Genomic DNA, 26,761 nt, shown 5'->3' with positions numbered 1-26,761 from the left:
GGTCGGAGGCCGACCGAGATAGTTTTCTGGTCATGACAGAAGGCCTTGTGCGGGGTCTGTCGAGCAACATCAGGCTGAATCGTTGGTTCCTAACGGGCTCGATCGGCCTTGGCATTTTGATCTTCGGCCCGGGAACGACTCTTGGTTCGCTCTATTTCCATGAGACCCATCAACTTGAGGAGCGATCCATGTCCAAAATGCCTCCGGTGCCGACCGAGCAGCGAAGTAACAAGGGTCCCGGCTCGGATCCCAAGACCGAGGTGGACGAAAGAGTTCCCGGCCGGGAGAATTTCGACACGCAGGGCCGTCATGGCAACATCAAACAGAACACGACCAACCAAGGGTATCAGCAGGATCGATGATGCCGCATAAAAAGTCGGAAACAGAGCGATTTGGCGGGCCGGGTTCGTCGCGGCAGGATCGGAAGCATCCCGAGAAGGGCGGCCGGGAGCATGAGACCCCGGTGCCGGGAAGCTCGACCAGCAGCCGGAAATCGCAGATCTCCGGCGGCGGGGGTGAGCGCGATCAACATCATACGCATGATGACCGTGAACGCAGCTAGGACGTCCGGCGTTCGACGTCGTAGGAATACTCCTCGGCCTCGGAGTCGGAGGATCTTTCCGCGGCGTCGTGTTTCACGGGTTGCTCCAGGCATCAGACGTTGGGTCGTGGCAGGCGGGTCCTGACAGCGTCCAGCCCAACTGGACTCCGCCGTGAGTTTAACATGTGCGAATGCGCGTGCCGCCGCTTTTGTGCAATGTTCCCCACCGCGGATTGGGGAGCGCCATGCTTGATGCCGAAACGACCGCCCTGGTGCGGAAAATATCCGATGAGGTCTGCGCCGCCGTCTCTCATGACGAGCCCGGTGCGCGGATCCATGTGGCATCGAAGCTTCTCGAAAGCGCCAGTAAGGGCGAGACCTCCGCCGAAGGTCTGAAGTTGGTCGGCCAACAGGCGCTGGTGGGAGCCCCGACCATGTGGAGGTGACACCGGCCTTGAGGAGCGACCGCTCCGCCTCATCGCAGGTTCATTTCCTCGATCTTGACCAGTACGCGCTCTGGAGCGATGCTGCGGGACGCCTCGTCGAGATCTGCCTGTGACCTGGACTCAATTTGCAGGTGGCGTGCGAGCACGTCCGCAACCTTGGTAAGCTCGTGCTCAGTCAGGAGACTGATCTGCAGATCAAGGTCAGCCCTCTTGCCGGTCTCTGCGGCCATCCGGTTCTGCGAGATCAGCACGAACGTCGAAAGAAAAATGGCTTCGACGGACGCAATCATGCCGAGCACAACGAAAGTCGGGTCCCACGCCGTCACCCACGGTATCCAGCCCAAGTTTGCGACGATCCAGAAACCGAACGCCGCGAGATGGAGGTGGACAAACCTCATGCTGCCCGCAAAGGCGGTGATCGAGTCGGCTAGCTTCTGTTGAGCAGTTGCTTCGGCCTGCTCTCGACGACGTCGCTCGACGAGCGCCTGAATATTCCGCTTGAGAACAGGGCTCATTCCTTCGGGCAGTGGCGTCTTGTAGGTCAGGTCGTTCCGCATGCGGCGCCAACCTAGTCACTGCTGCGATGTTCCTTGTGAAGATTAGGCATGGAAAGACGCCGCTCGCCCACGAGTCCGGCAGCGCGATCTCAAGGGCCGACGTTTCACGACTATGGACCTCTATTGAGGCGCCACGCTTATCCCCGCGAGGGATCGAGAGTGACCATGCTTGATTGTCTTGTTATCGGTGGAGGGCCCGCAGGTCTTACGGCCGCCATTTATCTCGCACGGTATCGGAGATCGGTCGTCGTGTATGATGCCGGCCACAGCCGAGCCGCGCTGGTCCCGAAAAGCCATAACTATCCGGGTTTCCCCACGGGAATTTCGGGTGTCGAACTGCTTGACCGGTTGGCCCGACAGGTCGCGTTCTACCGAGTGCCCATCTTGGGGGCCTGGATCACCAGCCTCGATAAGACCCGCGAGGGCTTCGTTGCAACCAATCGCGACGGCGAGGTTACGGCCCGCACCGTATTGCTGGCGACTGGCATCGTGGACGTCGCACCGCAGATCGATGGTCTCGACGAGGCCGTCAGCAGGGGGGTCGTGCGCTACTGCCCCGTTTGCCATGCCTTCGAAGCTGTCGGTCGACGCATCGCGGTCTTGGGCAGAAGCGATGCCGCGATCAGCAAGGCGAAGTTCTTGCGCAACTACTCCAAGGACGTGACGCTACTCTGGCAGTGCAGTTCAGGGCCGGATGATCCGAAAGATCTGGTCGGCGCCGGTTTCGACGTAGCGACGGGGATCGGCGAACTCAAGTTCCATGACCAGGAGATACTGGCCACGACGGATGAAGGTGAGAAAAGCTTCGACGTGCTTTATCCAGCCTTAGGCTGCGAGGTCAGATCGGATCTCGCTGTAAAGCTTGGAGCTGCGACCAGCGAGACCGATTGCCTTGAGGTCGACGAGCATCAATGCACGACCGTTGCCGGCGTCTTCGCGGCCGGCGACGTTGTCTCAGACCTTCACCAGATCACTGTCGGCACCGGCCATGCCGCCATCGCCGCCACGCATATCCACAAGATCCTGCCCGCGCGCCGTCGCTAGGCTTCTCGCCGCGGCCGTGCGAAGGCCGGTCCTTGCGGCCCCCGCGGCGAGCAGCTTACCGCTTGGCAGGAGGTCCGCTCTTGTTGCCGGGCAGGCCCTTGACGTTCGCCGAATCCTGTTCCTGCGTCGAGAGGTTCTGAGAGGTCGAGCCAACGGTTCCCTTTTCGGTGGCAGGCCCATTCTTGTTGCCGGGCGCGCCGCTGATGCCAGCTCCCGAGTTCTGGGCGCTGGGGGCTGTCGTTGTCGCACCCGACATGTCCGTACGATGGGGCGCGCCGGGCGGATGAACGGCAGAGCCGGATTTTTCTTGTTCGCCGACATAGCCGGATGCACCCGAATTCTCGGTCTTGATGCCCTTGTCCGCTTCATTCTGAAGATTCGAGGCCGGCCCGGTCTGCTGAGCCATGGTCGGTCCGGCAACGCCGGCAAGAATGAGTACCGCGAAAATCGATGTACGCATGACCATCTCCTTGGTTGGTCGCTTCGTCACAAATCAACGGACAAGGAGCCGGACATTTCCGGTGCAACTAGATTTCTTTGCGATGGCTGCGCGCGCGGCGCGATTGCCAAGGATGTGGGGTAAGTGGTTCACAATCCGTGCGTGCGGAGAGTTAACCTTTGTGAATGAGCAGCTCGTCTGATCTCTCTAGGCTCGCAGCGAATAGCCGTTGGAACAACTCTGCCGGGATCCGAATACAATGCAAAGACGACGCTTCAAGCAAACGACCTCGCTCCAAGAGCGCATCGCGGAGTTTTCAGAGAAGGTTCGTAAGGAGGCCGACGTCGCTCCGGATGGGAAAGAGAAGGAAGCGATGCTCAGGCGACTTCGTTGTGCGGACACCGCAGCCGATATTGAGCGGCAGCTGAAAGTCGATTCGGAATAGATTGCCGCTGTCCCGACCGGCGAAGAGCCCATCGTATTGTCCTCGATGGCCGTCGTTCCGAACCGCATGGCAGCGTTAGTCCAACTCCTTGCGATCCAGCCTGACGGTCATTTCAAACAAGGGCCTGTCTTCGCTCCTCACGGTCAACGTCACCTGTGCCCCCTTGGATGTGAACACGTCCCGGGCGATCGACGTCACAGCCACGATAGCTTCTCTTGTTGCAACTTCGAGGCTGCCATATTCGGTCCCCTCGCTGTCTGACACGGCAACAAAGTCGTCTTGAATGTCGAAATAATAGCGCATGGCTCAGAGCGAGGGGTTCAGATGAAGATAGAGTGCGTCGAAGTCGGCCGTTTTCCTTAATCTGGCTTCATCCAGTATGGAAATGCGTCCCCTGTCGAAATCCAGAAGACCTTGGATGCGCAATTCCTGAACCACACGATTCATATGTACCACGCTCGTCCCTGCGGCGTCGGCGAACAGCGCTTGAGTAGCCGGAAAGCTGAAGGAAAGGCCGTCGGTACGTCCGATCGCCTTTAGCCTCGCGTACAATTCGAGCACGAGATGTGCAACCCGGCTGGTTGCATCCCGCTGCCCGATATTGCAGATCCACTCGCGGAAGATCGCGGCGTCTGTGAGGGTGTCGCGCCAGAGGGCTTGGGCGACGCTGGGCCGACGCTTTAGGAGCTCTCGCAGTGGGCCGTGGGGAATGAAGCCGAGCATGCAATTACCGAGTGCGGTGACGTCGTGATCCATGACGTGAAGGAACAGACTCTGCAGATCGGGAACGTCACCCGGCTGGTGAAATGACAGGACTTGGCGCTGCCCGTTGCCGACAATCTTCGACCGCAGAACGAATCCGTCGATCACCAGGCAGCAGGCGGTAGGGCGGTCCCCGATGGATGCGATCGGCTCGCCGTTGGCCATCCGCTTGCTGACGATCGGGAGGCTGCTGATCGCACGCTCATCCTCCTCGTCGATCTCGGTGCTGACCCTCAACCGTTTCAAGAAAGGTCCTGTGATCTCTGCTTTTGTCATCTCTCTCTCCCGGTCGGGAAACGCCATCTCCGACACGAAGGTTCCTGGGCGCCCGGAAGTGAGAGCCGTGTTTTCGGCGGACACCCATCACCCCATTATCGGCGGTGACAGGCAGTTCAATTGACGTTGTCTGCCAGCATGTTGCGAAAAGCCGCGGCGACCGCTTCCGTGCCGCGCAAATACTGCATCAGCGCAATCTCTCCCTGCTGCTCGTGGCGAATGGCATGAGCCATGACGCGTAAGCGGGGGTCGCTGCGGCTCTGCCACATTTGATCGGCCATCTTCACGGCACCCCTGTGATGCCTGCTCATTAGTTCCACGAAGATCGCATCGAAATGTTCGGGCGGAGCTGATTTGAGATCGCGCACCTCGACCTGTGTCAGCAAGCCGGGCATGGCCGCACGTTCAGCGGTGCTGCAGTCCGGCATCTCGGTTTCGAACCAACTCAACCACCAGTTCTCGAAAATCCGGTTCTCGCCCTCCTGGCTCGCGACCATGAGCATCGCGAGCTTCCGCAGATGCGGGTCTTGCGCCCGCTCCGCAGCAACCCGCGCCAGTTCGATGCCTTGAGCGTGATGCGTGGTCATATGCCGGATATAGCTCTGCTCTGCATCCTTGTCGCGGCCGATCCAGGGTAGCTCGTAGCCATGACTGCCGAACCATGCGATCGTCCCAAGCATGACGATCACCGCCGTAGCGGCCGTGATCCAGGCATTGGTGAAGCGCTCGTCTTGCGCAGGCGTATGGCCCCATGTCCATCGCAGCCGGGCGAACAACGGGTACATCACCGCGGACGAACTGTGAACGAGGAGGCCGATCCAATAGGGTTGCTGCAGCGTGAACAGCGGCTGCCAGAACGGAAACAGCGGTACCAGCACGAACCATTCCATGGCTGAGGAAAATATGGCCCAGGGCAGCGCCAGCCCCAGAATGGTCAGCGGCCGCAAGTCGGCGGTCCAGCGGCCGAGCACTCCGAAGAAGACCAGCGCCCAGGAGAAATCAGCCCATTGATGAAATGCGATGCCGGTGAGGATCGCAGTCCATGACGGCTCCGCACTGAGTGCCCAGTCGCGCGCCGGAATGGCGGCGACGGTCATCCAGTCGACGGCCGCATCACGGCCGAGGCGCGCGGCAAACAGCTGGCTGACGAGCGTCGAGAAAGTGCTGCTGATCAGACCCAGAGCCGCGGCGGCGACCCAGCGCGAACGTCTCCGCGACGCCGTAAGCGGCGAGTTGCTGGCACCAATGGCCCGCGTCGAAGGTGCTGGAGGCGCAACGACGGTCACGTCAATTGCTTGAACTTTTTCAGGTCATTGACCTGGCTCGGCTTATCGAGGTCATCACGGCCGCGCTCAGCCTGCTCCCTGCCTTCATCGTGGAGATCCTGGTCTCCGATGATTTCACCGACCGCTTGCTTTGCCTTGCCGGCGATCCTTTGCGTGAGATTTTTCGTCCTGGCCATCGCCAACCTCGAAGTTCGCGCCGCTGACCCCAGCGCCTGGAAGGGGGCGAGGGCCGGGGCCGCGGTTTCTTCCAATTGACCCTCCGGCAAGCAGGGGAGGGACGCCGGGGTTTTGGTGAGACTCTCTGCGAAGCCGATGGTTCCTGCGCTTCTCAGGGGGGCTCGAGGGCGATGATCACCCCTTCACTGCCACGGAGGAGGAGAGCGGCGTCCGGTAGCGGCAGCGGCGGGCGATCGAGATGGGTGGACATCAGCAGCCGGCCATGACCCTGCCAGCGCCATCTCCTGGGCTCGGCCGCGATATTGAGCAGGACCAGCAGCGCATCTCCGTTTCGTGCGCGCCTGAAGGCCAGGACATCGTTCTGCGAACGCAGCGGCTGCTGGTCGCCTTCGCGCAGGCACGGCTCCTCGCGCCGCAGCGCGATCAGATCTCGAAACAAAGAAAGGATTGAACGCTCGTCGCTTTGCTGGCCGGCGACATTCTTGGAGCCACTCGGACCGAGGGGTAGCCAAGGGCGTCCGGCGGTGAAGCCGCCATTCGAGCCATCATCCCAGCGCATCGGCGCGCGTTCAGGATCCCGGCAAAGCCCATATCCAGGCACCAGCTTCTCGAAGGGATCACGCACCCGGTCCGGTGGGATCGCGACACGCTCGCGGCCGATCTCGTCGCCCATATAAAAGAACGGCGTCCCCCGCAGCGTCATCAGCAGCATCGCCAGGATGCGCATCTGCGCCTCGCCGATCTTGCTCGCGACCCTGGGTTTGTCGTGCCCCCCGATAACCCAGACCGGCCAGGCTTGCGGGGGCAGGGCGTTGAGATAGGCATCGATCGCGGCCTGCAGCGACAGCGCATCCCAGGGCGAATCAAGGAGCGCGAAGTTCAAGGGCAAATGCAGCCGGGGCCGATCGTTGCCGTAGAAATGACCGATGCGGTCGGTCTTGCCTTGCACTTCGCCGCACAGCAGCCGCCCCGGGTATTCGTCGATGACTTTCCGGATGTCCTCGATACATTGCATCGTCTCCGGACGATCGTCGGTGAACACCGGCGTTTGACGCTGCGGCGGTGCTTTCTCCTTGGCATCCGGGCTCGGCGGGTTGTCGCGCAGAAATTCGTCCTTGATCAGGACCGCGCTGGCATCAACGCGAAAGCCGTCCACGCCGCGATCGAGCCAGAACCGCATCACGTCGGCGATCGCCGCGCGCACGCCCGGATTCCGCCAGTTGAGGTCCGGCTGTTCGGTCAGGAAGGAGTGGTAGTAATATTGCCGCCGCGCCTCGCACCATTCCCACGCGCTGCCGCCGAAGCGGCTCAACCAATTGTTGGGCGGGCCGCCGTTCTCGGCGGGATTGGCCCAGATGTACCAATCCGCTCTCGCATTTTCGGGGGAGCTGCTGCTTTCGACAAACCACGCATGGTCGTTCGCAGTGTGATTGGGGACGAGGTCAAGGATGAGCCGAATGCCTTCCTCGTGCAGTCTACCGAGGAGGCGATCGAAATCATCCAGGGTGCCGAAGGCGGGGTCGATTGAGCAATAATCCGAGATGTCGTAGCCGAGATCCCGGAACGGGCTCTTGTAGATCGGCGTCAGCCACACGGCATCCACGCCGAGCCACTTCAAATGGTCGATTCGCGAAAGCAACCCGGCCAGGTCGCCCTTGCCGTCACCATTGGAATCCTGAAACGAGATCGGCGCGATCTCGTAGACCGTCGCAGAGCGCCACCACGGCACTTCCATAGTGGCTGCGCGTGGCTCGCCTGGTAATGAACTGTCGTGCCTCATGCGTTCAGGAAATGCATTGGTGGGCTTTACGAGTTCGATTTCATTGCGTGCGCGATCTGCCTTGCGGCACTTCGTGCCCCCTCGATTCCGCGAGGATAGCCGCTGCGGTTCGGATAAAGTTTTCGCCTCGCATCGCGGGCCGGCCGCAGGGGCTTGGTGTCCTGGGCGGCTCGATAGTCCAGCGCCGCAATGCCACTGACCATCAAAAGGGCCAAGGCGATGTTGCCCTTCTTGGGATTGTCGGCTGTGAAGCCTGACAGCAGCGCAGCTGCATCCAGGCCGTCACCGCCCACACGGGCCCATAGACCGACATTCTTGTCTACCGACAGCGACATGATACCCGCCACGATCTCCCGGACGCCGAACGTTCTGACCAGGGTCTCGCTCCCTTCGATGCCGAGCGTCTCGGTAATGCGCCGCGGCGCAAGGAATTCGACGACGCCAAGGCCGATGCTGAACCAGCCGAGCGCGCGTGCGAGCTGGTCCTGGGGCCGCTTCAAGCTCGGTCCACCCTCGACGATTTTCGGGTCGCCCTTGGTGCGTACGATATTGGAGAAATGAAACATGTTTGACTGCTCCTTCAGGGCTTCAGAACGACCTTGATGCAGGAGTCGCGCTTGTCGCGAAACACCTGGTACATCTCGGGTCCGTCGCTCAGCGGGACGGTGTGGGTGATGACGAAGGACGGATCGATCTCGCCTTCTTCGATGCGGCGCAGCAGGTCATCGGTCCAGCGGTTGACGTGGGTCTGACCCGTTCGCATCGTCAGACCCTTGTTCATGAACGCGCCCATCGGGAGCTTGTCGGAGAAACCGCTATAGACACCGGGCACGGAGATGATTCCGCCGGGCCGGCAGACATAGATCATCTCCCGAAGCACGTGAGGCCGGTCACTTTCCAGCATCACCATTTGCTTGGCACGGTCGAGCAGAGTATCTGGCTGCGACGCCATCACATGCGACTCCATGCCGGCGCAATCTATGCATTTTTCCGGGCCCTTGCCATCAGTCAGCTCGTTGAGCCGCTCGACCACGCTTTCGGATTCGAAGTTGATCGTGGTGGCCCCGCCGGCTTCCGCCATGCTGAGGCGCTCCGGCAGGCAGTCGATCGCGATCACCTGGTTGGCCCCAAGCAGAATGGCACTCCTGATCGCCATCTGCCCCACCGGCCCGCAGCCCCAGATCGCAACCGTGTCGGTGGGCTCGATATCGCATTGCACGGCAGCTTGCCAGCCGGTCGGGAAGATGTCGCTGAGAAACAGCAGTTGCTCATCAGGGATGCCAGGTGGAACCTTGATGTGCGTGGCGTCGGCGTAGGGCACGCGCAGATACTCGGCCTGTCCCCCCGGATAGCCGCCGGTCAGGTGCGTATACCCGAACAGGCCGCCGGTCGTGTGTCCGAACACCTTGTCCGCGAGATAGCGTTTGCGGTTCGTGGTTTCGCAGACCGAGAAATTGCCGCGCTTGCACTGGTCGCACTCGCCGCAAATGATCGTGAAGGGGATAACGACGCGGTCGCCCTTCTTGAGCTTGCCATCGACACCGGAGCCGACTTCGACCACTTCCCCCATGGTCTCATGGCCCATGATATCCCCGGGCAGCATCCCCGGGATGAAATGTGAAAGAGATGGAGGTCGGAGCCGCAGATTGCACAGCTCGTGACCTTGATGATGGCATCGCGGGGGTCCTGGATCTCGGGGTCGGTGACCGTGTCGCACCGTATGTCTTCCTTGCCGTGCCAAACCAACGCCTTCATGTCTGTCCTCCGAGGTCCTCTACGAGCCATCTAAGTCGAATGAAGAACGATGGTTGCTATCGCTGATGGCTAAATCGCCGCGTCGCAAACGGTGGGCGCCTCAATAGGAACGACAGCGTAGGAGAGGGATTTGGACGTGATCAATCCAATCGAGGATACCGTTATGCCAGACAAACAGCTCGCCCTGGTCACCGGAGCATCTACCGGCATAGGTTTGGAACTTGCGAAATGTGCCGCCGGATCCGGCTTCGATCTCATCATTGCGGCGGACGAGGCAGCTATCGAAAGCGCCGCGGCGGAGCTCCGCACCCTCGGCGGCAGCGTCCAGGCCCTGCAGGCGGATTTGGCGACGACAGAGGGGGTCGACAAGCTGTGCGCCGCAGTCGGCAGCCGGCCGGTCGACGCGCTGCTGGCCAATGCCGGCATAGGTCTCGGCAAGGCCTTTCTCGACCAGGATTTCCAGCGCATCAGGCGTCTGGTGGACACCAACATCACCGGAACGCTTTATCTGATCCACCGCGTCGGCAAGGAAATGCTCCAGCGCAATTCCGGACGTGTTCTGATCACGGGTTCGATCGCCGGTTTTACACCCGGCAGTTTCCAGGCCGTCTACAATGCCAGCAAGGCGTTCCTGGATTCGTTCTCTTTCGCGTTGCGTGAGGAGCTTCGAGACAGCGCCGTCACCGTCACCTGCCTGATGCCTGGAGCGACCGAAACCGAATTCTTCCGCCGCGCCGACATGATGGACACCAAAGTCGGCACCGAGAAAAAGGACGACGCGCATGAGGTCGCGAAGGCCGGGTTCGACGCCATGATGAGCGGCGAGTCCGACGTCGTCACCGGCATGAAGAACAAGCTCCAGACCACGATCGCGAACGTCACGCCCAATGAGGTGCTGGCCAAGCAACATCGAAAGATGGCGGAGCCTGGCACAGCGAAGTCGTAGCTGGCACGCGACCCGGTCGACAACATGTGCGTCTCACCGCCAAGAAATGCCCGCTAAGAGATACAGTCTGCGAGGAATGCTTGAACGAGAGTCTGGGAGTGGCCGGGCAGCCGCGTCGCCATGGGGCGCAGATCACGGCGCACGGTGTAACCTTCAATCTTTGGGCGCCGTCGGCGGGATCGGTCGAGTTGCTCGAAATCGGCCAGGCGCCGCGGCGAATGCCCCGCGACGAGCAGGGCTGGTATCAAGCTCTTAGCTCGACCGCCCGCGCGGGTACGCGCTACCAGTACCTGATCAATGGTGAACTCGCGGTTCCCGACCCCGCGTCCTGCTTCCAGCCCGATGACGTAGACAAGTCGAGCGAGGTCATCAACACGCCCGCTTTCCGGGATGCCGATCCCTATCCCGGGCGGCCTTGGTCAGAAGCGGTCATCTACGAGCTGCATGTCGGTACGTTCTCCGACGAAGGGACGTACGCGGGAGTAGAGAACAGGCTCGATTACCTTCGCGATCTCGGCATCACTGCCATCCAGCTGATGCCGATCAATGATGTCCCCGGCCGGCACAACTGGGGTTATGACGGCGTCCTGCTCTATGCTCCAAATGCGTGTTACGGCCGTCCCGAAGACCTCAAGCGGCTGCTGCGAGCCGCTCACGAGCGCGACATGATGGTCTATCTCGATGTGGTCTATAATCATTTCGGGCCCCAGCTCAATTATCTGCACAGCTATGCCGAGACTTTCTTTACCGATCGACACACGACCGGCTGGGGACCTGCGATCAATCTCGAGGGCGAGCACGGCGCGTTCGTGAGGCAGTTCCTGATCGACAACGCCCTGATGTGGTTGCGTGACTACGGCTTTGACGGATTGCGCCTCGATGCCGTGCATGCCTTGAAAGACCGATCCGAGCGGCATTTCCTCGTCGAACTGGCGGAGAGCGTTCGCAGGCAGGTCGACGGCCGGCGGGTGCATTTGATGCTCGAGAACGAGGCCAATGAAGCGCATCTGCTCGAACGCCGTGACGGCCGCGTCGTCCTCTATGACGCGCAGTGGGGAGATGATTTCCACAACGCCCTGCACGTCCTGCTCACGGGTGAAAACGAGGGATATTACCGTGCGTTCGCGGACCGGCCGCTCCAGCATCTGGCTCGGTCGCTCACGGAAGGATTTGCCTATCAGGGCGAAGCGTTTCCGTTGCACGACGGACCGCGGGGCGAACGGAGCGCCCACCTTCCGCCTGAGGCCACCATCTTCTTCGCGCAGAACCACGATCAGGTGGGTAACAGGGCGCTGGGCGAACGTCTCGCGAAGCTCGTCAGTCGCGAGAAGCTCCAGCAAGCCATGGTTCTGCTGCTTCTCAGTCCACATATTCCGATGCTGTTCATGGGAGAGGAGGCTGCGGCCGAGACACCCTTTCTGTTCTTTGCCGACTGGACAGGCGAGGCCGCCGATCTCACCCACGAAGGGCGGCGCAGAGAGTTCGCGCATTTCGCTGCGTTCGCGACACCGGAAACGCGCGACCGGATTCCGGACCCCTGCGACGCGAGAACATTCGCGGCATCGAAACTGGATTGGCGGGGGCTCGACCGGTCCGAGGTGAGCCGTCAATTTCATGCTCTGACGAGAGAGCTCCTGGAGATACGACGGGCGAATATTCTGCCCCTCCTCACCGAGGGGGTGGTTCGAGCCAGAGCCGAACTGCTCAATCCGCGGGATGGGCGCGCCGGCGGTCTCCATGTCCAATGGCTTACGGCGCAGGGCCGCGTCCTGCAAATCGTCGCGAACTTCGCCGAGCAGGCCGTTCTGCGGCCTTTACTGGTCGAAGGTGAGAACTTGTGGGGCGCCGAACCCGCGAAAGGTCACCTCTATCTGCACCCCGCAGACATTCTGGTGCGGCTCGGTTCCAGCGGCTAATTTCTCCGTGACCGAGGGCTGCGTCTTTCGAGAGCGCCGTCTCGAAAGCTAGCCGGCCACTCGCTTCTGCGGATCGTCTTGGCGTTGTGCAGCCTCTGTGTTTCTATCCAGCTGCGCGCGCTCGCTGCGGCGCAAACGGCCGGCCTTCAGCACGCCATAAAGGATCGCGCCGCCAAGTATGAACGCCCCAATGAACCACGTCCACAGCGCAGTCGTCGAGACGTCGCCTAGAAGCATGCCAACGCCGCTATTGCCCATGTTTACTTCTCCACCTGATCCGCAGCCAATGCGCCAGCCGGCACGTCGTTCCTAGGCTCGGCGGAAGACTTTGTCGTTCCCCCGGCCGTGCGTTTCGATGTCTGGTCGGCCAGAGGTGTCTGGGCGACGTCCAGCAGCGATCTGCGCGTCGGGCTGACAGCTGCCGATCAGACCTAGCCAGTTTCGGCCGTCGGCGACCGGCTCATAGCGTGATGACGTAGACCGCGAAGGCGATCATGAGTGCGATGGTCACCACGGCGGCGCCGATGAATAATTTTCCCATGCGAGGCGTCCGGAACGTCAATGCAACGTGCGCGTTTCCGTTCCCACGGCACTCCAATGCGATTGCCGTGCGGCAACGAGATGAAGATCAGCGGAGCGCCGTGAGGAGAATGAGGGACATCCAGTCGCAGATCGCCGAAATCCGGGATGCCGCGCATCTCTGCATCGATATGCAGAACATTTTTGCTCCTGGCGGTCTTTGGGAAACGCCCTGGATGGAGCGGGTTCTGCCGACGATTATCGACGTCGTTTCCCGCCATCAGCCCCGAACGATCTTCACGCGCTTCATTACGCCGAAGAATCCGGAGGATCGCCCCGGCCAGTGGCAGAGATATTTTCAGCATTGGCATCAGGCGACGCGCGAACGTCTTTCGCCGACCGCGCTTGAGCTCGTGCCAGCTCTGGCTCGCTACGTCCCTCCGTTGCGCATCGTCGACAAGCCAGCCTATTCGGCCTTCAGCAATCCGGCTTTGGCAAGCTTGCTCGTTGAGCTTGGGATTGGTACCGTGGTGATATCAGGTGCAGAGACGGACGTTTGCGTCCTCTCGACGGTGCTGAGCGCCGTCGATCTCGGCTTCAGGGTCGTGATCATCGAGGATGCCCTGTGCAGTTCCTCCGACATCGGTCACGATGCCCTCATGACGATGTACCGGACGCGTTTCCATAGTCAGGTGGACCTGGTGACTTCCGGGGAACTCGCCGAACTGTGGCGCGAATAGTTAGATCACAGGTTTATCGTTGCGTAAGGTCTCGATGACCGCGTTGGGCTCAACGGGCGCGCGACGCACTTAGGAACCGGTGGCGACAACCCCTGTTGCTTGAACAGCATCGATAATCTAGGAGCCAGCATGACGGAACCGGACATTCGGAAAGGGATGCCGCCCGCGAGGCTGTCGCTTCAAGAGTTCGATAGCCGATACAGGAGCCGGTTCGTCGATCCTGCCTTTGCATCGCTCAAGCCTGAACTCGATGCCCTTATCGGTGCGGCGTGGGACGCCTATAGCCATTCGCGAAAATCGCCGGTGACCCGGAAGGCGGGCGCGGGATTCGCCGATCCCGACTACGACCTTGCTGTCGACTGGCTCGCGGCACGTGCCGCCATCCTTGAGGCGCAGCGGCGGCACGACGCCGCCGACGGGCCGCCGCGCATCCTCATTGTCAATGGTTCGGCCCGCAGCGAACATACCTGTCCCGGCGAGATGTCCAAGACATGGCGCATGGTCAAGCTCGCAGAGTCCGTCTTCGCTGAAATCGGATTTGCGGTCGACGTCCTCGACCTTTCGCGCCTCACCTCCGAGTTCGGCAAGAACATCCATCCCTGCAAGTCCTGCGTTTCGACCGCCATGCCGCTGTGCCACTGGCCGTGCAGCTGCTATCCGAATTATTCGCTCGGCCAGACCAGTGACTGGATGAACGAGATCTATCCGCTCTGGGTGGCAGCCCACGGCATCCTGATCGTAACGCCGGTGAATTGGTATCACGTGCCGGGCGGCTTCAAGGTGATGATGGATCGCCTTGTTTGCGCCGACGGCGGTAACCCGGATCCGACATCGACCCACGGCAAGAAAGCTGAAGAAGCCAAGGCCCTCGAGCTGAAAGGCTGGCCATACCCACGCCATCTCGCCGGCCGTCATTTTGGCTTGATCGTCCACGGCGACAGCGTTGGCGCGGAGGGTGCGCGGCGAACCTTGTCTGATTGGCTGACCGATATGCACCTGATCTCGGCTGGTCGCTTCGGCGAACTCGATGGTTACGTCGGCTACATGGAGCCATACGCAACCTCACATCGCGAACTCGACGAAGATGGGGAATTCCAGCGGGAAGTGCTGAACACGGCGCGCGCGCTTGGCAATGCCGTCCGGCTCGCGCTGAACGGACAGCTCAAGGAGCCAGGGGCAGGTCTCGAAGACCCGGATCCCAAATGACGGACTCAGAGGACAGATGCTCGAAGAGAAACTCAAGGAATCCATTCTAGGCGAATTGAAGCGTCAGGCGGCCAACCGGCCGCAATCGCTGGAGGTGGAGGGTACTTCGGAGGAGCTGGTTGTCCACGGCAAGATCGATCTTGCCCGACCTTATCATGGTGATCGCCGGTTCGGTTGCTGGCGGGCCGTGGCTACGCTTCCCGGAGAATCGTCTTCAGCTTCAACGCATCGACCGGGGCTGCGCTCTTCTGGTCATTGTCGAAGTAGACGTAGACGTCGCAGCCTTGCCGTTTCCAGGAGTTGATGCGCCGGGCCCATCGCGCGAGCGTCGGCCGCGTATAATGGCCGTTATACCGCCCGCTCGGCCCATGGCCGCGCACATAAACGAAATCCGCCGTGCGCTTCCAGGGCGCGGGGGCATCGTGATGGTCCGACAGGCAAAGCGATATGTTCTCGTCGGCCAGCATCCGCAGGATGCGCGGTTGATACCAGCTCGGGTGACGAAACTCGAAGCTGTAGCGTCGCTTTTTCGGCAACAACTTGAAGAACCCCGCAAGCCTGTCGGCGTTCACTTCGAAATGTGGCGGCAACTGAAAGAGGATCGGTCCCGCCTTGCCGCGAAGCAGGGAAATGCGATCTTCCAGCAGCGCGAGGCTGTTTTCGGAGCGATCGGACAGACGCTTCCAATGTGTGATGAATTTGGACGCTTTCCAGGAGAAGACGAAATCGCGACCGGTCTGCTCTCGCCACGCTTTCACGGCTGCCGGTGTCGGCGTGCGATAGAAAACGCCGTTCAATTCTGTTGTTTCGAATTGGCCGGTATAGTAGCGAAGCTGATCTTTCAACGGCAACCCTTCCGGGAAGAAGGGGCCGCGCCAGGAGTCGTAATGCCAGCCGGAGGTGCCGATCAAAACGCGTGCCATGTTTGCCAGCTAATAGTCGCGCAATGTGAAACCGCAGCTTCGAAGAGAACGCCTGTTCGAGGAATTTGTTGCTGCCGGGTTGGCGCGAACTTCAATGGGAACGACCCTAAGTGGTGCAGGTTGGCATCGTATCCATGAACTCCCCACCTAGCCCCGTCTTGTGACGGGGCGATTTTTGGACAAAGCTCGTGCCGGCTGCGAGCTGTCGGCCTGGGATTTCTGAGGGTTACCGACGGATGCTTGATTCAATTTGACGCGATCCTTAACAACGCAGTGCCAGCATTAGGCACCTGGTTCGATAGTGTCCCACCCGCCGCCGTGATGCCGACCGTTGCTCGAAGTGCGGATGCCGAAACGTTGCGGACGTGCTGAGAGCGATCACTTGGCGGCGCGAAGGTTCGCGAAGCGCTCCAGGCTCGGCTGGCGCGGTACCGCCGGGAGTTCCATCTACGAAGACGAGGATCGTCTTCTGCAAGGACGATTGCCGCCAAGGTAAAAGCGAGGCGCTCATGTTTGTTTTTCTCGGATATTGCTTCCGGCCGCGATCGGTCCTGGGCCGCATTCACGTAAGATGTTCTGCGGCTTCACCCCAGCGGTCAGCAAACCAGCGCTGAACGCGATACGGACGACGGTCAGACGTTTGAACCTTGCAGCCGAAACGAGGTGATGTGAAACGATATTGCCCGCGAGCTAAATCCCATCGCAAGGGGAGGATCGCCTATTATGGGCAGTACACGCGCTCAGCGTTTCATCCTTTGGCGCCCTACATGAACCAGACGTTGGCTATTTGGTTAAAACGAAAGTACCAGCGGCCATCACCGCTTAGGATGCGCGTGTGTTCCTGGAGAAGATCGCGCGTGAGAACCGCGCGTTGTGGGCAAGAGTGTCGACGGCGCAGGCGACCAGATACGAAGCAGCCTGAGATCTCCTGACTTTATCTCTCGCGGCCGGTATTGGTGCCGCACTCTTTGTTGCCGTACGGCCTGTGCTCGGCCCCGTTTCGGGTGATCGCGCTTCTTGGCGATCCAGTACCCGCTCTAAAGAAAATCGTAATCGGGCCCCGTCAACCCTGTAACTCGTACGCGAGCGCTGTACTGCCAATCGCTTTGACGGTTCCTTGTGCAATTAGGGAATTGTGGTCGTGTGACGAATGCCCATTTTCGGTCGGATAAGCGCAGCAGTGCGACCGACACGTCATTGATCGTACCTGACCCGTAGCTGACTCTTAGTTAGCCGCTTTGTCGGGGTATTCGGATGCTTACGCCAAGGCGCTCGCAAAGCGCGATTGCCACGCCTAAGCGAATCTGTCGAGCGGCTGCGTTGTTCAGTCGATCGCTCGCTGCCGCCGATCCATCTTTCATTTGGAAACAACAGCGCTGGTTCACACGCTCGGAGCGCCTCTGCGTATCTCCACGTCTTTCTGAAAGCTTACAACGAGCGCATCTTGCAGACTATCAGGGTGGCGACGCCAATTGTATTGGCCCTTGAGCTGAAAGACGCGGCGCAAAGAGATTCTGCGGCCCTTGTGTTCGAACGAATCCTTGTCTTGCAGCCAATACTTGGCGCGTGGCGGTTCGACCTCATCCGATTGCAAGTCAGTTTCCTCGATGCGCTGGTCGATGGCGTGCGAGACGGCTGTCTATCCGTGATGGCCCGCCCCACAGCGCGAGCCAAGCGTTTGCGCAGCTTCGAGGGCCTGCCCAGACAGGGACCGTGTAGACCTGAACCGGGCGTCGGCAACTATAACTCGTAAGCAGATGAAGACCGCCAAGGCTTAAGTGAACTGTCAGGATGACGGCAGAAATCGATGGTAGTGCGGCGCGCAGATTTTCAATGAGCCTCCCTGCAGTGCCGCGATTGTGACTAGGGTGACACTACTTAGTCGGCAAAGCGTACGCCACCAGCGAGTCCCCAATGGGCGTTTCCATGAAGTGGTGCCCACCGGCCATGATCACGATATACTGACGGCCACCGGCCTCGTAGGTGATCGGTGTCGCCTGGCCGCCGGCGGGAAGCATGTCGTCCCAGACGGTCTTTCCGGTCTTGACATCGATGGCCCGGATCAGATTGTCGGTCGTCGCTGCGATGAAGATCAGCCCGCCGGCGGTCACCACCGTGCCGCCATTATTTGGCGTGCCGATCGTGATCGGCAGCATCGACGGGATCCCGAACGGGCCGTTCGTCCGGGCTTCACCCAACGGACGATCCCACAGCGTCTTGCCGGTCTTCAGATCGATGGCACGAATTCCGCCATAGGGTGGTTGCTTGCACAACAATCCGGTGCCGGGGAGCCGCCAGCCGGCATTGACGTTGATCGCATAGGGGGAACCGAGCTGTGGATCGCCCGCGCCTTCCTGCCCGCCGATTTCGCCGCGCGCCTGGTCCCGCGGCGCCCAACCGAGACGATTGGCCTCGTCGCGCGGCACCAGCCGATTGTAGTTCGGCATGTCGTTGTAATTGGCAACGATGATGTTGCGTACGGGATCGATGGCGATGCCGCCCCAATCAGAGCCGCCATTATAGCCTGGATATTCAATCCAGTGCGGGCTGGCCGTGGGTGGCGTGAAGATGCCCTTGTAGCTCGCTTGACGAAACTGGATACGGCAGATCATTTGGTCGATGGGCGACATGCCCCACATGTCCTGCTCGGTCAGATCAGCCTTTCGCAGGGTGTGGTAAAGCGAGAATGGCTGGGTTTTGGCGCGCTGCGCAGGCTCCACGCCGCCTTGCGGCACTGGCCTCTCTTCGACGCCGACGAGCGGCTTGCCCGTGCGGCGGTCGAGCACGAAAATATCGCCGCGCTTGCTCGGCAGCACGAGCGCCGGCACCGGCGCGCCATTGTCCGTCGGGAAGTCGACCAGCGTCGCTTGAGAGCCGAGATCGTAGTCCCAGACGTCATTGTGCACGGTCTGGAAATGCCAGGCAGGCTTGCCGGTGGTAACATCCAGCGCGACCAGCGATGTCGCGAACTCCTTCTCCCGGTCCGAGCGGCTGCTGCTCCAGTAGTCCACGGCCGATACCCCAAGCGGGAGATAGACAAGTCCCAGCTCCTCGTCGCCGGAAGCGGTCGTCCACATGTTGGGCGTGCCCCTGGTATAGGTTTGTCCAACCGGCGGTGGCGTGCTTGCATCCGGCTTGACCATGTCCCAGGCCCAGCGCAACGCGCCCGTTTGCGCGTCGTATCCCTGAATTACACCCGAGGGCGCGTCCCGCTTTTGTCCATCGAGCACTTCGTGCCCGATGACGATGACGCCGCGAACGATCGTCGGCGCCGAGGTAATCGCGAACATGCCGGGATCGTGCCGGCCGATGCCCCTCGCGGTGTCGACCTGACCGTCATATCCGAATGCCTCGCAGCGCATGCCGGTCTTCGCATCGATTGCGATCAGGCGTGCGTCAAGCGTGCCTTCGATGATGCGGCTGGCACATGCCGCGCCATGATCGGCGTTGGACAGTTCGTAATATGCAAGGCCTCTGCAAGCCGCGGTGTACGGAATGAACTCGTCCGGGACGCGCGGATCAAATCGCCAGATCTGCTTGCCGGTCTTCGCGTCGACCGCGATAACGATGTTCTTGGGTGTGCAAACGTAGAGGTTATCGCCCACCTTGAGCGGGGTGTTCTCTGCGCCGTACGTGCCCGTTGTGTTCTTGGTAGGCAAGTCGCCGGTATGAAAGGTCCAGACCTTGGTGAGCTTGGCGACGTTCGTCGAGTTGATCTCGTCGAGCGGCGAATAGCGGCGCGCACTGTAGCCGCCGCCATAGGCAGGCCAATCTGTGCCTGCCTTGAAGGGCGAAGGGTCGGCCATGGCGACGCTCGGAGACGGCATTACGCGCGGAGCGGCGCTTGCCTGCTGAAAAGCCCCGGTCATCAACGCAGTTGTTGCTACCAGCAGTACAAGCCCCGCAGCGATTGTAGCCGCAGCTTCATACTGGTGGCGAATGGGACGAAGCTTCGGCGTGAGCGCCAGGACCGCGATCAGTAAAATGGCCGGTCCGACAGTCCGGGGCACCAGCGCCCAACCGTTGTCGCCAACTTCCCAGAACGCCCAGGCGAGGGTGAGCAGGAAGAGAAGAAGGTAAAGCCATGCGCCTTCAACGCGCCGGCGGGCCAACAGGAGACCCGAGAGGATCAGGACGATTCCGCTGGGCAGATAATAGAAGGAGCCTCCGAGCCACAGCAGCCACGCACCGCCGGCCCCGAGCACGAGGCCGATGAGAATCATGACGCCGCCAAGAATGAATGCCGCCCAATCTGCTGCGCGATATGTCTGAGCCATGCCGGATTACTCGTCACGTGTTTGTGCGTTGCTCAAGAGCCAAGGTGCATCCGCCGCTTTGGTTCCTGCATTTGCGGGTACGCTTCCGGACCAGGGTGAGCCCTTGGCTCAGAAAGCAGTGGACTCAGGCGACCCTCAGAATTCATCTCTTGATTATCCCCACGGGAACGTCAGCCTTAGTCCAGGGTTTTGGTGTCCTGAAGGCTGGCTAGGGATCAACGTGAGCGAAAATGCAAGCCGCAATGTCGACGGGGTGAGCACCGTTAGCTCCGGCCCTGTGCGCAGGTTCGTCTCCGTCGCAACGGCCGTTTGGGTCAGGCTAGGCGATCATAATATTTCGGTCCTATCCGCCGCCGTTGCCTTCTACTCCTTTCTCTCGATCTTCCCCGCCGTAGCCGCGCTGGTGTCACTCTACGGACTCGTCGCCGACACCAATGAGATCGTGCGACAACTCAATGCGCTTCAGGTCATCTTGCCGGGTGAGGCGACCGCACTCATTTCAGAGCGGCTGAAGGCGCTCGAGCAAGGCTCGCGTCCGCCTTTCGGCGTCGGACTGCTGGTGAGTGTCGGGATTTCGCTTTGGAGTGCGCGGTACGCGACCGGCACGCTCATGACTGCTCTGAACGTAACTTACGCGGTCCCGGAGGAGAGGGGGATCGTCCTCTTCAATGCTGTCGCTCTGTCTCTGACCTTGGCGTTAATCGTCCTTGCTGGCGGCGCCATGATCCTGATTGCGGTGATTCCTCTCCTGCTCAGCTACCTGCCGATTCCCGCCGGCTGGCAGGTGGCGGCAATGTTGATACGTTGGCCGCTGCTCGTGTGCATGATCATCGCCATCGTAGCTCTGCTCTATCGCTACGCACCCAACAGGTCAGAGCCGAGATGGGACCTTGCTTCGTCCGGCGGGCTCCTGGCAACGACTGGTTTGATTGCGGGTTCATACGCATTCTCAACGTATGTGAGCGCGTTCGCCGCCTATCAAAAGACCTACGGATCGCTCGGCGCAGTTGCCGTGTTGATGACTTGGCTCTGGGTCGCGGCCTATTCCATCCTGGCGGGCGCCGAACTCAACGCCGAGATCGGAAGGCGGCTGTCTCAGCGATAGCCCTTGGCGGATCATCGTCGCCCAGCTGAGGCAAAACCTGTTCGGTGAACCGACCCATTGGACCTGCCCGGACCATCAGAGCAAACAGCTGATGCCGGCGTTCGACATCCTCTCTGTCGCTGCGAGCGGCAATCAGGCGACAAGTGTCCGCAAGGACGAGGTCGGCGTGCTGGGAGAGCGCCGAGAGCCGGGTGGCATCGCGCTCGCAGCTTGCGAAGCACTATGAGCATAGGCACCAGCCAGAATGTCTCGCCAAGGTCGGCTAACAGTTTTTCAGCGCGGGCGAGCATATTTGAGCCGTATGACCGAATCGGACCGGGAGCCAACAGCCGGGAGGCTGGAGCGGTCCCGCCGAACCGCTCCGCCTCAGAAGATTATCCGTTGTTGGGGTACTTGAATTCGGGCGCCGACTTCAATTGGTCTGCCGTCGTGTCCATGGTCGCGCTCCACTTCTTGGCCGCATGATCGAACTTCAGATTGATTGCCGAAGGCCGCACTGCAACGTAGTGGTCGCCAATGCCAAGGAACCCTCCCACCGAGAGGATATAGCCGTCGATGCCGTTCTCGTTTAGTGCGACGTCCTTGATCGTGCCAATGTCCTGTTTGGCGTTGTTGTACACCTGCAGACCCATCAACTGCGAGCTCAGGCCGTCCTTCGGCGGCACCGACGTGAAGGCGCCGCCCGGGCGATCCGAAGCTGCGTTAGCGCTGTTGCTGGACGAGTTTGTATTCGAAGTAGCCTTCTGCGCGTTAGCGCCGACCGTTTTCACCTCGGCGAAAGTATTCGGACCAACGAACATCGAAACCGGATTTCCTGACCGATCTTTGGCCTCCACGAAGAACGACTGCGGCCGTACTTTGACGTCGGTAAAACCTGCCTGTTGCAGGTCGTTGACCATCTGCTGCCGAATGCTTGCCTGACTAGCGTCGGACTGGACCGCGTCCTTGTTGCTCCCCTTGTTTGCCGTACCATTTTCAGCGCGCTGGTCGGCCGATTGATTCCGGCTCGAGTTCTGCACGGTGCTATGGTCCGGACCGGTAGCTTGCGGAACGCTTTGTGCCGTCGCAAGCGATGTTGCGCCGACAAGAGCTGCCGCCGCCAAGACTGAGGTCGCTTTCATGTATGGATCTCCTTTGCTCGAGTTCAAAAGATGATGGTGTTGCTAACGCCGGCGGGACGCCGTACTGGTCAGGGACATGGGTGCCGTATGCCGTCGTAGCCCATGTAAGTCCCGGAGCTCGGGTCGTACGACTTGGATCGCTGGGAGCAGTAGGCGTTGTTCTCGGCAGCTTGAGGCCGGCTATTGGCGACGGCGCTTCCAATCGCCGCACCTGCCACGAAGCCGCCTAACGCTGGACCCCAGCCGCGGCTATAGCGTTGCCGGTAGCCGTCACGCCGGTGATGACGATGCCAAGCATGGTGGCGGTCATGCCTCCATTGAACTTCCACCAGGCTTGCGTCATTCCCGGCCATCCCGCTCGTCGCCAATATCGGTGCGGCGTGCGCTGTAGTTCCGACCGGAATCGCGAGCGCCAATACGGCCACCGCGACGTGCCATCTGCTTGTTTTCCTAAACTCATCTCCTCTTTTTCATTACCTGGAGGAAATGCGCGAGTTGCGGTGACGTTGCAGAGACAGTTGGTACATATGTGTACCTCCGCCGGGACCTCCGTCCTGCAGGAGGAGCAACGCTCTCGTCAGAGCACTGCTGGCCCCGTGCGGCAGCGGACCAACTTGTGCGCTCTGCGATCCGGCTCCGGGTTGATCAACGCGGCGTCATCGATACGATAAGCCAAGATCTCGCAGGCCTGCCGCAAGGTCTTTGGAGCCCCGATGCGAATAGCCATAATCGAAGACGAATATTTGATCGCCGACGATATCGCGATCGAGATCCGGCGCAGCGGTCATGAACCAATTGGCCCATTTGCCAAGCTATCGACGCCGCACTTCTCGACGTCGACCTGCAAGGGCGGTCGTCGTTTGAATTCTCAGATCTTCTTTTGAAAAGAAGCATCCCCTTTCTGATTTACAGGGGATACAGCCGCGAAGTCATACCCAGCCGGTTTGCCCGGTACGTTGTTGAAAAGCCGATTCCAATTCGCGACGTGGTTGAGAGCCTGTGCCGCCATGTCATTGTGCACGGCTCGCTACAGGACCCGTACGTCGTTGGTCCGGGATTGCCGAGATAGAATCCGGTAGCGTTGCGGCAGCAACGCTACCGCGAGACTTGCATCATGAGTTCAGCCGAAAAAGACTTGAGGCGCGCTCGCTTCTGATCCTCGGGCAAAGCTGCGTTGTTCCGGACCAGCGGGCAGTAGAGGGTCAATACAAAATTGGTGATCTGTGCTGCCGACGCATTCGGATGAGCCATGCGCACGCTGCTGACGATGCTGTGTGTTGCGCGATCGCCGCGCGCTGCAAGCATGGCTTGGAAGCTCTCCGTTTGTACTCTAGTTTCCTTGATCGCGGCGTCGGTGCCGCTCGGATGGTAAACGGGGCATTCGAGCGCGGCCGCGGGGGTCGGGTGGCCGAGCAGGAGTGCGGTGGCGAAGGCCAGCCAAGGAAGAGCGCAATCAGACCGAAACGGCATTTGGGATTGCCTCGCTCATTGAAGCTAAGTCGAAGATAATTCGCGTTCACTGATCAGAAAAGATGTCGAGACCCGGATGACTGTCTGGTCGTGAACAAACATTCCAGTTCGCCTGGCGTCTGACGCAGCGCGTACGCGAGCGCGCCGACCTTCTGTCGGACATGAAACGTTCTGATCGGAACGCCGAATGCCCAGAACGATTGCCCCTAGGCAAGTCCGAGAGTGCCGTCGAAGTGGGTGGCATTCCAGACTTGTGCATACCTCAACTGCAAATAGGGCCGTAGGAGCTTGGCATGCTGAAATGGGCGTTGATCTTCTTTGTGATATCGATCGAAGCTGGATTGCTCGGGTTCAGCGGCATCGCCGCCGGTGCATCCACTATCGCCAAGTGGCTATTTTTCGCGGCTGTTGCGATTTTTCTGGTGTTCGTGCTCCTCGCCTTCGTTGCGGGGGAGGTGATTCTTTAATGCTGATCAACGAGCGCTCGGCACGTCCGGCAGCCTCAAGGGTCTGCCCCGAAAGGTGGTCCCACTACGATCTTGGAGACGCGCCGGGGCGATGGCCGGCGGCGCGTCCGATTTGTCAACACACAACGACCTTGGAGCTCGAACGATTGCCGCTGTTGAGCTCGTCTGCTGCTGCACTTCAAGAAAAGAAGTATGCAAGGGCCAACACGACGTAAACTCCAATGAGCATCACACCCTCGAACCAAGTGGTCTCAGCGTCTCTCGTGATGGTATTCACGATGAACGCAGTGCCAGCGATCGAAAACAGGTCGACGGGATTTTGGAAGACAAGGGTCATCGGCTGCCCGAACACCCACGAGAAAATGACGAGAAGCGGAGCAACAACTAGCGCAATCTGAATGGCGGATCCAATGCAGAGCGTCATCACAAGTCCCATCATGTCGCGCCGAGCGAACCAAACGGCCGCAAAGATGTCCGAGCTGGTGCCCACAAGAGCAAGCACGACGACGCCAAGAAAGAGTGGTGTCACACCGGTTGATTTGGCCGCTTCGGTCAGAGCGCCGGAGACAAATTCGCTCTGAAGGGCTGCCGCGCCGGTGCATGCCAATAACATGATCAAACATGTGGTTGCCGACCACGTCGATCTAGCCGAAGTCTCCTCATTGGTAGCGAAGATATTCCGGTGAGTGATGAGGGTGAAGACAAGATTTGCGGAGTAGAGAATTAGCAATACCACGGACACAGCCAGGCTAAGCAGTTCGTCGGAGGCATTCACGTTATTGACGTGACGGATGCTGCGACCCGTGTAGTCGAACACTGCGGGCAGAATGAGAGCGATCACCGACAGAATGAGCATGCTCGACAACAACCCAGCGCGCGCTTGGGTGAAGCTCTGGCGCTCGCGATTGAACCCGCCGGCGACGATGGCCAGACCCAGCCCCAGCAAGCAGGTCGCCGCTATGGACCCGGTGATCTGGGCATGGACCACCTCGACATGGCCGCGCGCGAGTACAAATAGCGCAAGAATGAGTTCGGCCAAGCTTCCAAGACTGACGGTCAGGAGACCGCCTATGGCAGGACCGGTGTGGGAGGAGAGCTGGTCGGTTGCTACGCGAATCCATTCAGCGAGTACAGCTATTGCGAGAACGCCGGACCCAAAGATCCAGATCGGTGTAAAGTGAAAAACGTACTCGCCCATCGGGGTGAGCAGAACGAACACCAGCGGCGCAACGCGCGCGATGGTACCGTACTGCCCAAAGATAGTTGTTGCTTTGGAGACGTTGGAATTCGGCAAGCTGGCAACTGGCTCCTGGCTATCCCGCAAGGCTCGCTACGTCGATTTTAGCAGTGCAGATTCGAGCCATTCCGCCGCCGGCGGAGGGTGGCTTCTGCACCCACGAGGCTCCTCGCCCGGGCAGCTTGCGATGACAAACGAGGTAAGACACCAAGGGTTCGCTGCGCCGGTCTGAACTCGGTACGCAGCCGGACAAGGCGAGCGCATCGCGAAGCGCAAGCCCTCATTCTTTTGCTCCATCAATCACGAATTGCTTGTTGGTCGACCACTGGCCGCATTGAGAGAGTTCTCATGTGCGGATAAGATCACGCGGTAGCAATCGCAGGACAATTGCTCGAGTTGCGACTGATCCAGAATCTCGACCTGAGCGCGGCCTCGCTGGATGATGCCTCGCGCTTCCATTTCGCCCATTGTCGATGTGATACCTGCACGCCGAACTCCAAGGGCCTGCGCCATGCATCGATGCGTGAGCGGGATTTCGCGGGAGAACAACTTATCCTCTACAATGAGCAGCCACCGAGCCAATCGTTGCTGCAAGCTGTGACGCGAGTTACATGCAGCCAGCTGCGAGCTTTGGATCAGGGTGGCCTGGACGTACCGCAGCAACAGTTTCTGGACCTCGACATCCCCCCTCACCAGCTCGATCAAAGCATCGGCCTCGATGCGCAAGGCTCTTCCAGGAACCTGAACCATGCAACGGTGAGGGGAGACGCGCATGCCAAGGACCAGGGGGATGCCGATGAAATCCTTCGCTCCCACAGTTTGTATCTCGACCGGGAGGCAGTCTCCGGCTCTGGCGGTCAGCGAGGCTGCGCCATTTTCGAGAAAATAGGCATGTTGCATCAGCAGATTACGTTCCTGCAGCATTTGTCTCGGTCGCAGCGTTACTTCGTCGCAGAGTTCGACTAGCCGGCTGCGTGATGACCGTGGAAGGCGACGCACCAGATCGTTCGTTGCGCGGTGCGCGTGCGGCGTTTGATCGCGCTCTCGAGACGGTTCGAGAGATGACGTCGGACCGCGCGTCAGCAACACGTTTTTGAGATCGTCGCTCAACATTTTACGTCTCTACGGAATGGCGATTTACCAAGATGTGGGGCGTGCGCCGGCCTTGTCACAGTCGGGCTGAAGGTGAAGATTCGTCAGGAGAAACCTGACCTGGACTCGCGGCCGGGATCGCGAGCTTGCCTCTGATGCGAGCAACGACCGAAGTAGCTCGGCCGAGGTATGTAAAAGCGTCGCCTGGATGTGCACGCGTGGATCTGTGGTGCG

General features: G+C 60.3%; 28 protein-coding genes and 1 pseudogene. 12 read left to right on the top strand and 17 right to left on the bottom strand.

From position 1 onward, the window contains the following. Window positions 1–32: 32 nt before the first annotated feature. Together IVB24_RS31120 and IVB24_RS31115 are read left to right on the top strand one after the other, a co-directional pair. On the top strand, window positions 33–362 hold the full coding sequence (locus IVB24_RS31120; RefSeq protein ID WP_247774286.1) for a hypothetical protein: 330 nt from the start codon (window positions 33–35) through the stop codon (window positions 360–362). Between the two features lie 424 nt (window positions 363–786). Beyond that, complete coding sequence (locus IVB24_RS31115) at window positions 787–987, top strand: hypothetical protein (RefSeq protein ID WP_247770279.1); 201 nt, start codon at window positions 787–789, stop codon at window positions 985–987. A gap of 29 nt (window positions 988–1,016) precedes the next feature. Here the strand turns inward: IVB24_RS31115 and IVB24_RS31110 are convergent, their stop codons facing one another. Then, the gene (locus tag IVB24_RS31110) at window positions 1,017–1,544 is read right to left on the bottom strand and encodes a DUF1003 domain-containing protein (RefSeq protein ID WP_247770278.1); all 528 of its coding nucleotides are present in this window, start codon (window positions 1,542–1,544) and stop codon (window positions 1,017–1,019) included. A gap of 165 nt (window positions 1,545–1,709) precedes the next feature. Between IVB24_RS31110 and IVB24_RS31105 the strand changes: the two genes are divergently transcribed. Next, window positions 1,710–2,588 carry an NAD(P)/FAD-dependent oxidoreductase gene (locus IVB24_RS31105; RefSeq protein WP_247774208.1) on the top strand — a complete coding sequence of 293 codons (879 nt, stop codon included), beginning with the start codon at window positions 1,710–1,712 and terminating at the stop codon, window positions 2,586–2,588. Between the two features lie 55 nt (window positions 2,589–2,643). Here IVB24_RS31105 and IVB24_RS31100 read toward each other — a convergent pair whose 3' ends face one another. Next, window positions 2,644–2,994 (bottom strand): hypothetical protein, encoded by a 351-nt coding sequence (locus IVB24_RS31100; RefSeq protein ID WP_247770277.1) that lies wholly within the window; start codon window positions 2,992–2,994, stop codon window positions 2,644–2,646. Window positions 2,995–3,286: 292 nt separating this feature from the next. Between IVB24_RS31100 and IVB24_RS31095 the strand changes: the two genes are divergently transcribed. Continuing rightward, window positions 3,287–3,472 (top strand): hypothetical protein, encoded by a 186-nt coding sequence (locus tag IVB24_RS31095; protein WP_247770276.1) that lies wholly within the window; start codon window positions 3,287–3,289, stop codon window positions 3,470–3,472. A 75-nt stretch (window positions 3,473–3,547) separates the two neighbouring features. On the opposite strand, the gene IVB24_RS31090 is transcribed toward IVB24_RS31095, so the two are convergent. The 7 genes and pseudogenes from IVB24_RS31090 to IVB24_RS31060 all read right to left on the bottom strand — a co-directional run bounded on the left by IVB24_RS31090 (window position 3,548) and on the right by IVB24_RS31060 (window position 9,508). After that, entirely contained in the window at window positions 3,548–3,775 is a 228-nt protein-coding gene (locus tag IVB24_RS31090; protein ID WP_247770275.1) for a hypothetical protein, read from the bottom strand. A gap of 3 nt (window positions 3,776–3,778) precedes the next feature. Beyond that, window positions 3,779–4,510, bottom strand: a complete 732-nt coding sequence (locus IVB24_RS31085) for a Crp/Fnr family transcriptional regulator (RefSeq protein ID WP_247770273.1) — start codon at window positions 4,508–4,510, stop codon at window positions 3,779–3,781. A 116-nt stretch (window positions 4,511–4,626) separates the two neighbouring features. Next, window positions 4,627–5,757: a DUF305 domain-containing protein gene (locus tag IVB24_RS31080; RefSeq protein WP_346771382.1), complete on the bottom strand. Its 1,131-nt coding sequence runs from the start codon at window positions 5,755–5,757 to the stop codon at window positions 4,627–4,629. Between the two features lie 35 nt (window positions 5,758–5,792). Continuing rightward, complete coding sequence (locus tag IVB24_RS31075) at window positions 5,793–6,047, bottom strand: CsbD family protein (protein WP_247770269.1); 255 nt, start codon at window positions 6,045–6,047, stop codon at window positions 5,793–5,795. Window positions 6,048–6,124: 77 nt separating this feature from the next. After that, a complete protein-coding gene (locus tag IVB24_RS31070; RefSeq protein ID WP_247770268.1) occupies window positions 6,125–7,708 on the bottom strand; it encodes an alpha-amylase family glycosyl hydrolase in 1,584 nt (527 codons plus the stop codon). A gap of 71 nt (window positions 7,709–7,779) precedes the next feature. Further along, entirely contained in the window at window positions 7,780–8,319 is a 540-nt protein-coding gene (locus tag IVB24_RS31065) for a hypothetical protein (RefSeq protein ID WP_247770267.1), read from the bottom strand. Between the two features lie 14 nt (window positions 8,320–8,333). Continuing rightward, a pseudogene (locus tag IVB24_RS31060) lies at window positions 8,334–9,508 on the bottom strand (zinc-dependent alcohol dehydrogenase). Window positions 9,509–9,671: 163 nt separating this feature from the next. Here IVB24_RS31060 and IVB24_RS31055 point away from each other — a divergent pair. Then, a complete protein-coding gene (locus tag IVB24_RS31055) occupies window positions 9,672–10,454 on the top strand; it encodes an SDR family NAD(P)-dependent oxidoreductase (protein WP_247774207.1) in 783 nt (260 codons plus the stop codon). Window positions 10,455–10,534: 80 nt separating this feature from the next. Continuing rightward, entirely contained in the window at window positions 10,535–12,370 is a 1,836-nt protein-coding gene (treZ, locus tag IVB24_RS31050) for a malto-oligosyltrehalose trehalohydrolase (RefSeq protein ID WP_247770266.1), read from the top strand. Between the two features lie 48 nt (window positions 12,371–12,418). On the opposite strand, the gene IVB24_RS31045 is transcribed toward treZ, so the two are convergent. Next, a complete protein-coding gene (locus IVB24_RS31045) occupies window positions 12,419–12,628 on the bottom strand; it encodes a hypothetical protein (RefSeq protein ID WP_247770265.1) in 210 nt (69 codons plus the stop codon). Between the two features lie 392 nt (window positions 12,629–13,020). Between IVB24_RS31045 and IVB24_RS31040 the strand changes: the two genes are divergently transcribed. Then, a complete protein-coding gene (locus IVB24_RS31040; protein WP_247774206.1) occupies window positions 13,021–13,629 on the top strand; it encodes a cysteine hydrolase in 609 nt (202 codons plus the stop codon). A gap of 129 nt (window positions 13,630–13,758) precedes the next feature. Continuing rightward, entirely contained in the window at window positions 13,759–14,835 is a 1,077-nt protein-coding gene (locus IVB24_RS31035; RefSeq protein ID WP_247770264.1) for a flavodoxin family protein, read from the top strand. A gap of 191 nt (window positions 14,836–15,026) precedes the next feature. Here IVB24_RS31035 and IVB24_RS31030 read toward each other — a convergent pair whose 3' ends face one another. Both IVB24_RS31030 and IVB24_RS31025 read right to left on the bottom strand, forming a co-directional pair. After that, window positions 15,027–15,758 carry a DUF72 domain-containing protein gene (locus tag IVB24_RS31030; RefSeq protein WP_247770263.1) on the bottom strand — a complete coding sequence of 244 codons (732 nt, stop codon included), beginning with the start codon at window positions 15,756–15,758 and terminating at the stop codon, window positions 15,027–15,029. Between the two features lie 1,874 nt (window positions 15,759–17,632). Continuing rightward, window positions 17,633–19,981 carry a membrane-bound PQQ-dependent dehydrogenase, glucose/quinate/shikimate family gene (locus IVB24_RS31025; protein ID WP_247770262.1) on the bottom strand — a complete coding sequence of 783 codons (2,349 nt, stop codon included), beginning with the start codon at window positions 19,979–19,981 and terminating at the stop codon, window positions 17,633–17,635. A 274-nt stretch (window positions 19,982–20,255) separates the two neighbouring features. Here IVB24_RS31025 and IVB24_RS31020 point away from each other — a divergent pair, with 274 nt between their 5' ends. Both IVB24_RS31020 and IVB24_RS40095 read left to right on the top strand, forming a co-directional pair. Beyond that, complete coding sequence (locus IVB24_RS31020) at window positions 20,256–21,140, top strand: YihY/virulence factor BrkB family protein (RefSeq protein ID WP_247770261.1); 885 nt, start codon at window positions 20,256–20,258, stop codon at window positions 21,138–21,140. Window positions 21,141–21,231: 91 nt separating this feature from the next. Beyond that, on the top strand, window positions 21,232–21,366 hold the full coding sequence (locus IVB24_RS40095; RefSeq protein WP_256471530.1) for a hypothetical protein: 135 nt from the start codon (window positions 21,232–21,234) through the stop codon (window positions 21,364–21,366). Window positions 21,367–21,514: 148 nt separating this feature from the next. Here IVB24_RS40095 and IVB24_RS31015 read toward each other — a convergent pair whose 3' ends face one another. Both IVB24_RS31015 and IVB24_RS40255 read right to left on the bottom strand, forming a co-directional pair. After that, window positions 21,515–22,261 carry a PRC-barrel domain-containing protein gene (locus IVB24_RS31015; RefSeq protein ID WP_247770260.1) on the bottom strand — a complete coding sequence of 249 codons (747 nt, stop codon included), beginning with the start codon at window positions 22,259–22,261 and terminating at the stop codon, window positions 21,515–21,517. Window positions 22,262–22,329: 68 nt separating this feature from the next. Then, the gene (locus IVB24_RS40255) at window positions 22,330–22,479 is read right to left on the bottom strand and encodes a BA14K family protein (RefSeq protein WP_346771381.1); all 150 of its coding nucleotides are present in this window, start codon (window positions 22,477–22,479) and stop codon (window positions 22,330–22,332) included. A 525-nt stretch (window positions 22,480–23,004) separates the two neighbouring features. Here IVB24_RS40255 and IVB24_RS31005 point away from each other — a divergent pair. After that, the gene (locus tag IVB24_RS31005) at window positions 23,005–23,145 is read left to right on the top strand and encodes a hypothetical protein (RefSeq protein ID WP_247770258.1); all 141 of its coding nucleotides are present in this window, start codon (window positions 23,005–23,007) and stop codon (window positions 23,143–23,145) included. Window positions 23,146–23,356: 211 nt separating this feature from the next. Here the strand turns inward: IVB24_RS31005 and IVB24_RS31000 are convergent, their stop codons facing one another. Next, the gene (locus tag IVB24_RS31000) at window positions 23,357–23,731 is read right to left on the bottom strand and encodes a hypothetical protein (protein WP_247770257.1); all 375 of its coding nucleotides are present in this window, start codon (window positions 23,729–23,731) and stop codon (window positions 23,357–23,359) included. A 293-nt stretch (window positions 23,732–24,024) separates the two neighbouring features. Between IVB24_RS31000 and IVB24_RS30995 the strand changes: the two genes are divergently transcribed. Then, the gene (locus tag IVB24_RS30995; protein ID WP_247770256.1) at window positions 24,025–24,198 is read left to right on the top strand and encodes a DUF1328 domain-containing protein; all 174 of its coding nucleotides are present in this window, start codon (window positions 24,025–24,027) and stop codon (window positions 24,196–24,198) included. A 178-nt stretch (window positions 24,199–24,376) separates the two neighbouring features. Here IVB24_RS30995 and cax read toward each other — a convergent pair whose 3' ends face one another. Continuing rightward, window positions 24,377–25,492, bottom strand: a complete 1,116-nt coding sequence (gene cax, locus IVB24_RS30990) for a calcium/proton exchanger (protein ID WP_247770255.1) — start codon at window positions 25,490–25,492, stop codon at window positions 24,377–24,379. Between the two features lie 243 nt (window positions 25,493–25,735). Further along, a complete protein-coding gene (locus IVB24_RS30985; protein WP_247774205.1) occupies window positions 25,736–26,185 on the bottom strand; it encodes a Crp/Fnr family transcriptional regulator in 450 nt (149 codons plus the stop codon). Window positions 26,186–26,761: the final 576 nt, after the last annotated feature.

The organism is Bradyrhizobium sp. 192, from assembly GCF_023100965.1.
Taxonomy (GTDB): domain Bacteria; phylum Pseudomonadota; class Alphaproteobacteria; order Rhizobiales; family Xanthobacteraceae; genus Bradyrhizobium; species Bradyrhizobium symbiodeficiens.
Note: the sequence above shows the minus strand (reverse complement) of the source record. Positions and strands in the feature narration are given on the sequence as shown.

Coding starts and splice junctions, on each gene's coding strand:
- IVB24_RS31120 (WP_247774286.1), top strand. CDS start 33: ATGACAGAAGGCCTTGTGCGGGGTCTGTCGAGCAACATCAGGCTGAAT.
- IVB24_RS31115 (WP_247770279.1), top strand. CDS start 787: ATGCTTGATGCCGAAACGACCGCCCTGGTGCGGAAAATATCCGATGAG.
- IVB24_RS31110 (WP_247770278.1), bottom strand. CDS start 1,544: ATGCGGAACGACCTGACCTACAAGACGCCACTGCCCGAAGGAATGAGC.
- IVB24_RS31105 (WP_247774208.1), top strand. CDS start 1,710: ATGCTTGATTGTCTTGTTATCGGTGGAGGGCCCGCAGGTCTTACGGCC.
- IVB24_RS31100 (WP_247770277.1), bottom strand. CDS start 2,994: ATGGCTCAGCAGACCGGGCCGGCCTCGAATCTTCAGAATGAAGCGGAC.
- IVB24_RS31095 (WP_247770276.1), top strand. CDS start 3,287: ATGCAAAGACGACGCTTCAAGCAAACGACCTCGCTCCAAGAGCGCATC.
- IVB24_RS31090 (WP_247770275.1), bottom strand. CDS start 3,775: ATGCGCTATTATTTCGACATTCAAGACGACTTTGTTGCCGTGTCAGAC.
- IVB24_RS31085 (WP_247770273.1), bottom strand. CDS start 4,510: ATGACAAAAGCAGAGATCACAGGACCTTTCTTGAAACGGTTGAGGGTC.
- IVB24_RS31070 (WP_247770268.1), bottom strand. CDS start 7,708: ATGGAAGTGCCGTGGTGGCGCTCTGCGACGGTCTACGAGATCGCGCCG.
- IVB24_RS31065 (WP_247770267.1), bottom strand. CDS start 8,319: ATGTTTCATTTCTCCAATATCGTACGCACCAAGGGCGACCCGAAAATC.
- IVB24_RS31055 (WP_247774207.1), top strand. CDS start 9,672: ATGCCAGACAAACAGCTCGCCCTGGTCACCGGAGCATCTACCGGCATA.
- IVB24_RS31045 (WP_247770265.1), bottom strand. CDS start 12,628: ATGGGCAATAGCGGCGTTGGCATGCTTCTAGGCGACGTCTCGACGACT.
- IVB24_RS31040 (WP_247774206.1), top strand. CDS start 13,021: ATGAGGGACATCCAGTCGCAGATCGCCGAAATCCGGGATGCCGCGCAT.
- IVB24_RS31035 (WP_247770264.1), top strand. CDS start 13,759: ATGACGGAACCGGACATTCGGAAAGGGATGCCGCCCGCGAGGCTGTCG.
- IVB24_RS31030 (WP_247770263.1), bottom strand. CDS start 15,758: ATGGCACGCGTTTTGATCGGCACCTCCGGCTGGCATTACGACTCCTGG.
- IVB24_RS31025 (WP_247770262.1), bottom strand. CDS start 19,981: ATGATTCTCATCGGCCTCGTGCTCGGGGCCGGCGGTGCGTGGCTGCTG.
- IVB24_RS40095 (WP_256471530.1), top strand. CDS start 21,232: ATGCCGGCGTTCGACATCCTCTCTGTCGCTGCGAGCGGCAATCAGGCG.
- IVB24_RS31015 (WP_247770260.1), bottom strand. CDS start 22,261: ATGAAAGCGACCTCAGTCTTGGCGGCGGCAGCTCTTGTCGGCGCAACA.
- IVB24_RS31000 (WP_247770257.1), bottom strand. CDS start 23,731: ATGCCGTTTCGGTCTGATTGCGCTCTTCCTTGGCTGGCCTTCGCCACC.
- IVB24_RS30995 (WP_247770256.1), top strand. CDS start 24,025: ATGCTGAAATGGGCGTTGATCTTCTTTGTGATATCGATCGAAGCTGGA.
- IVB24_RS30985 (WP_247774205.1), bottom strand. CDS start 26,185: ATGGTTCAGGTTCCTGGAAGAGCCTTGCGCATCGAGGCCGATGCTTTG.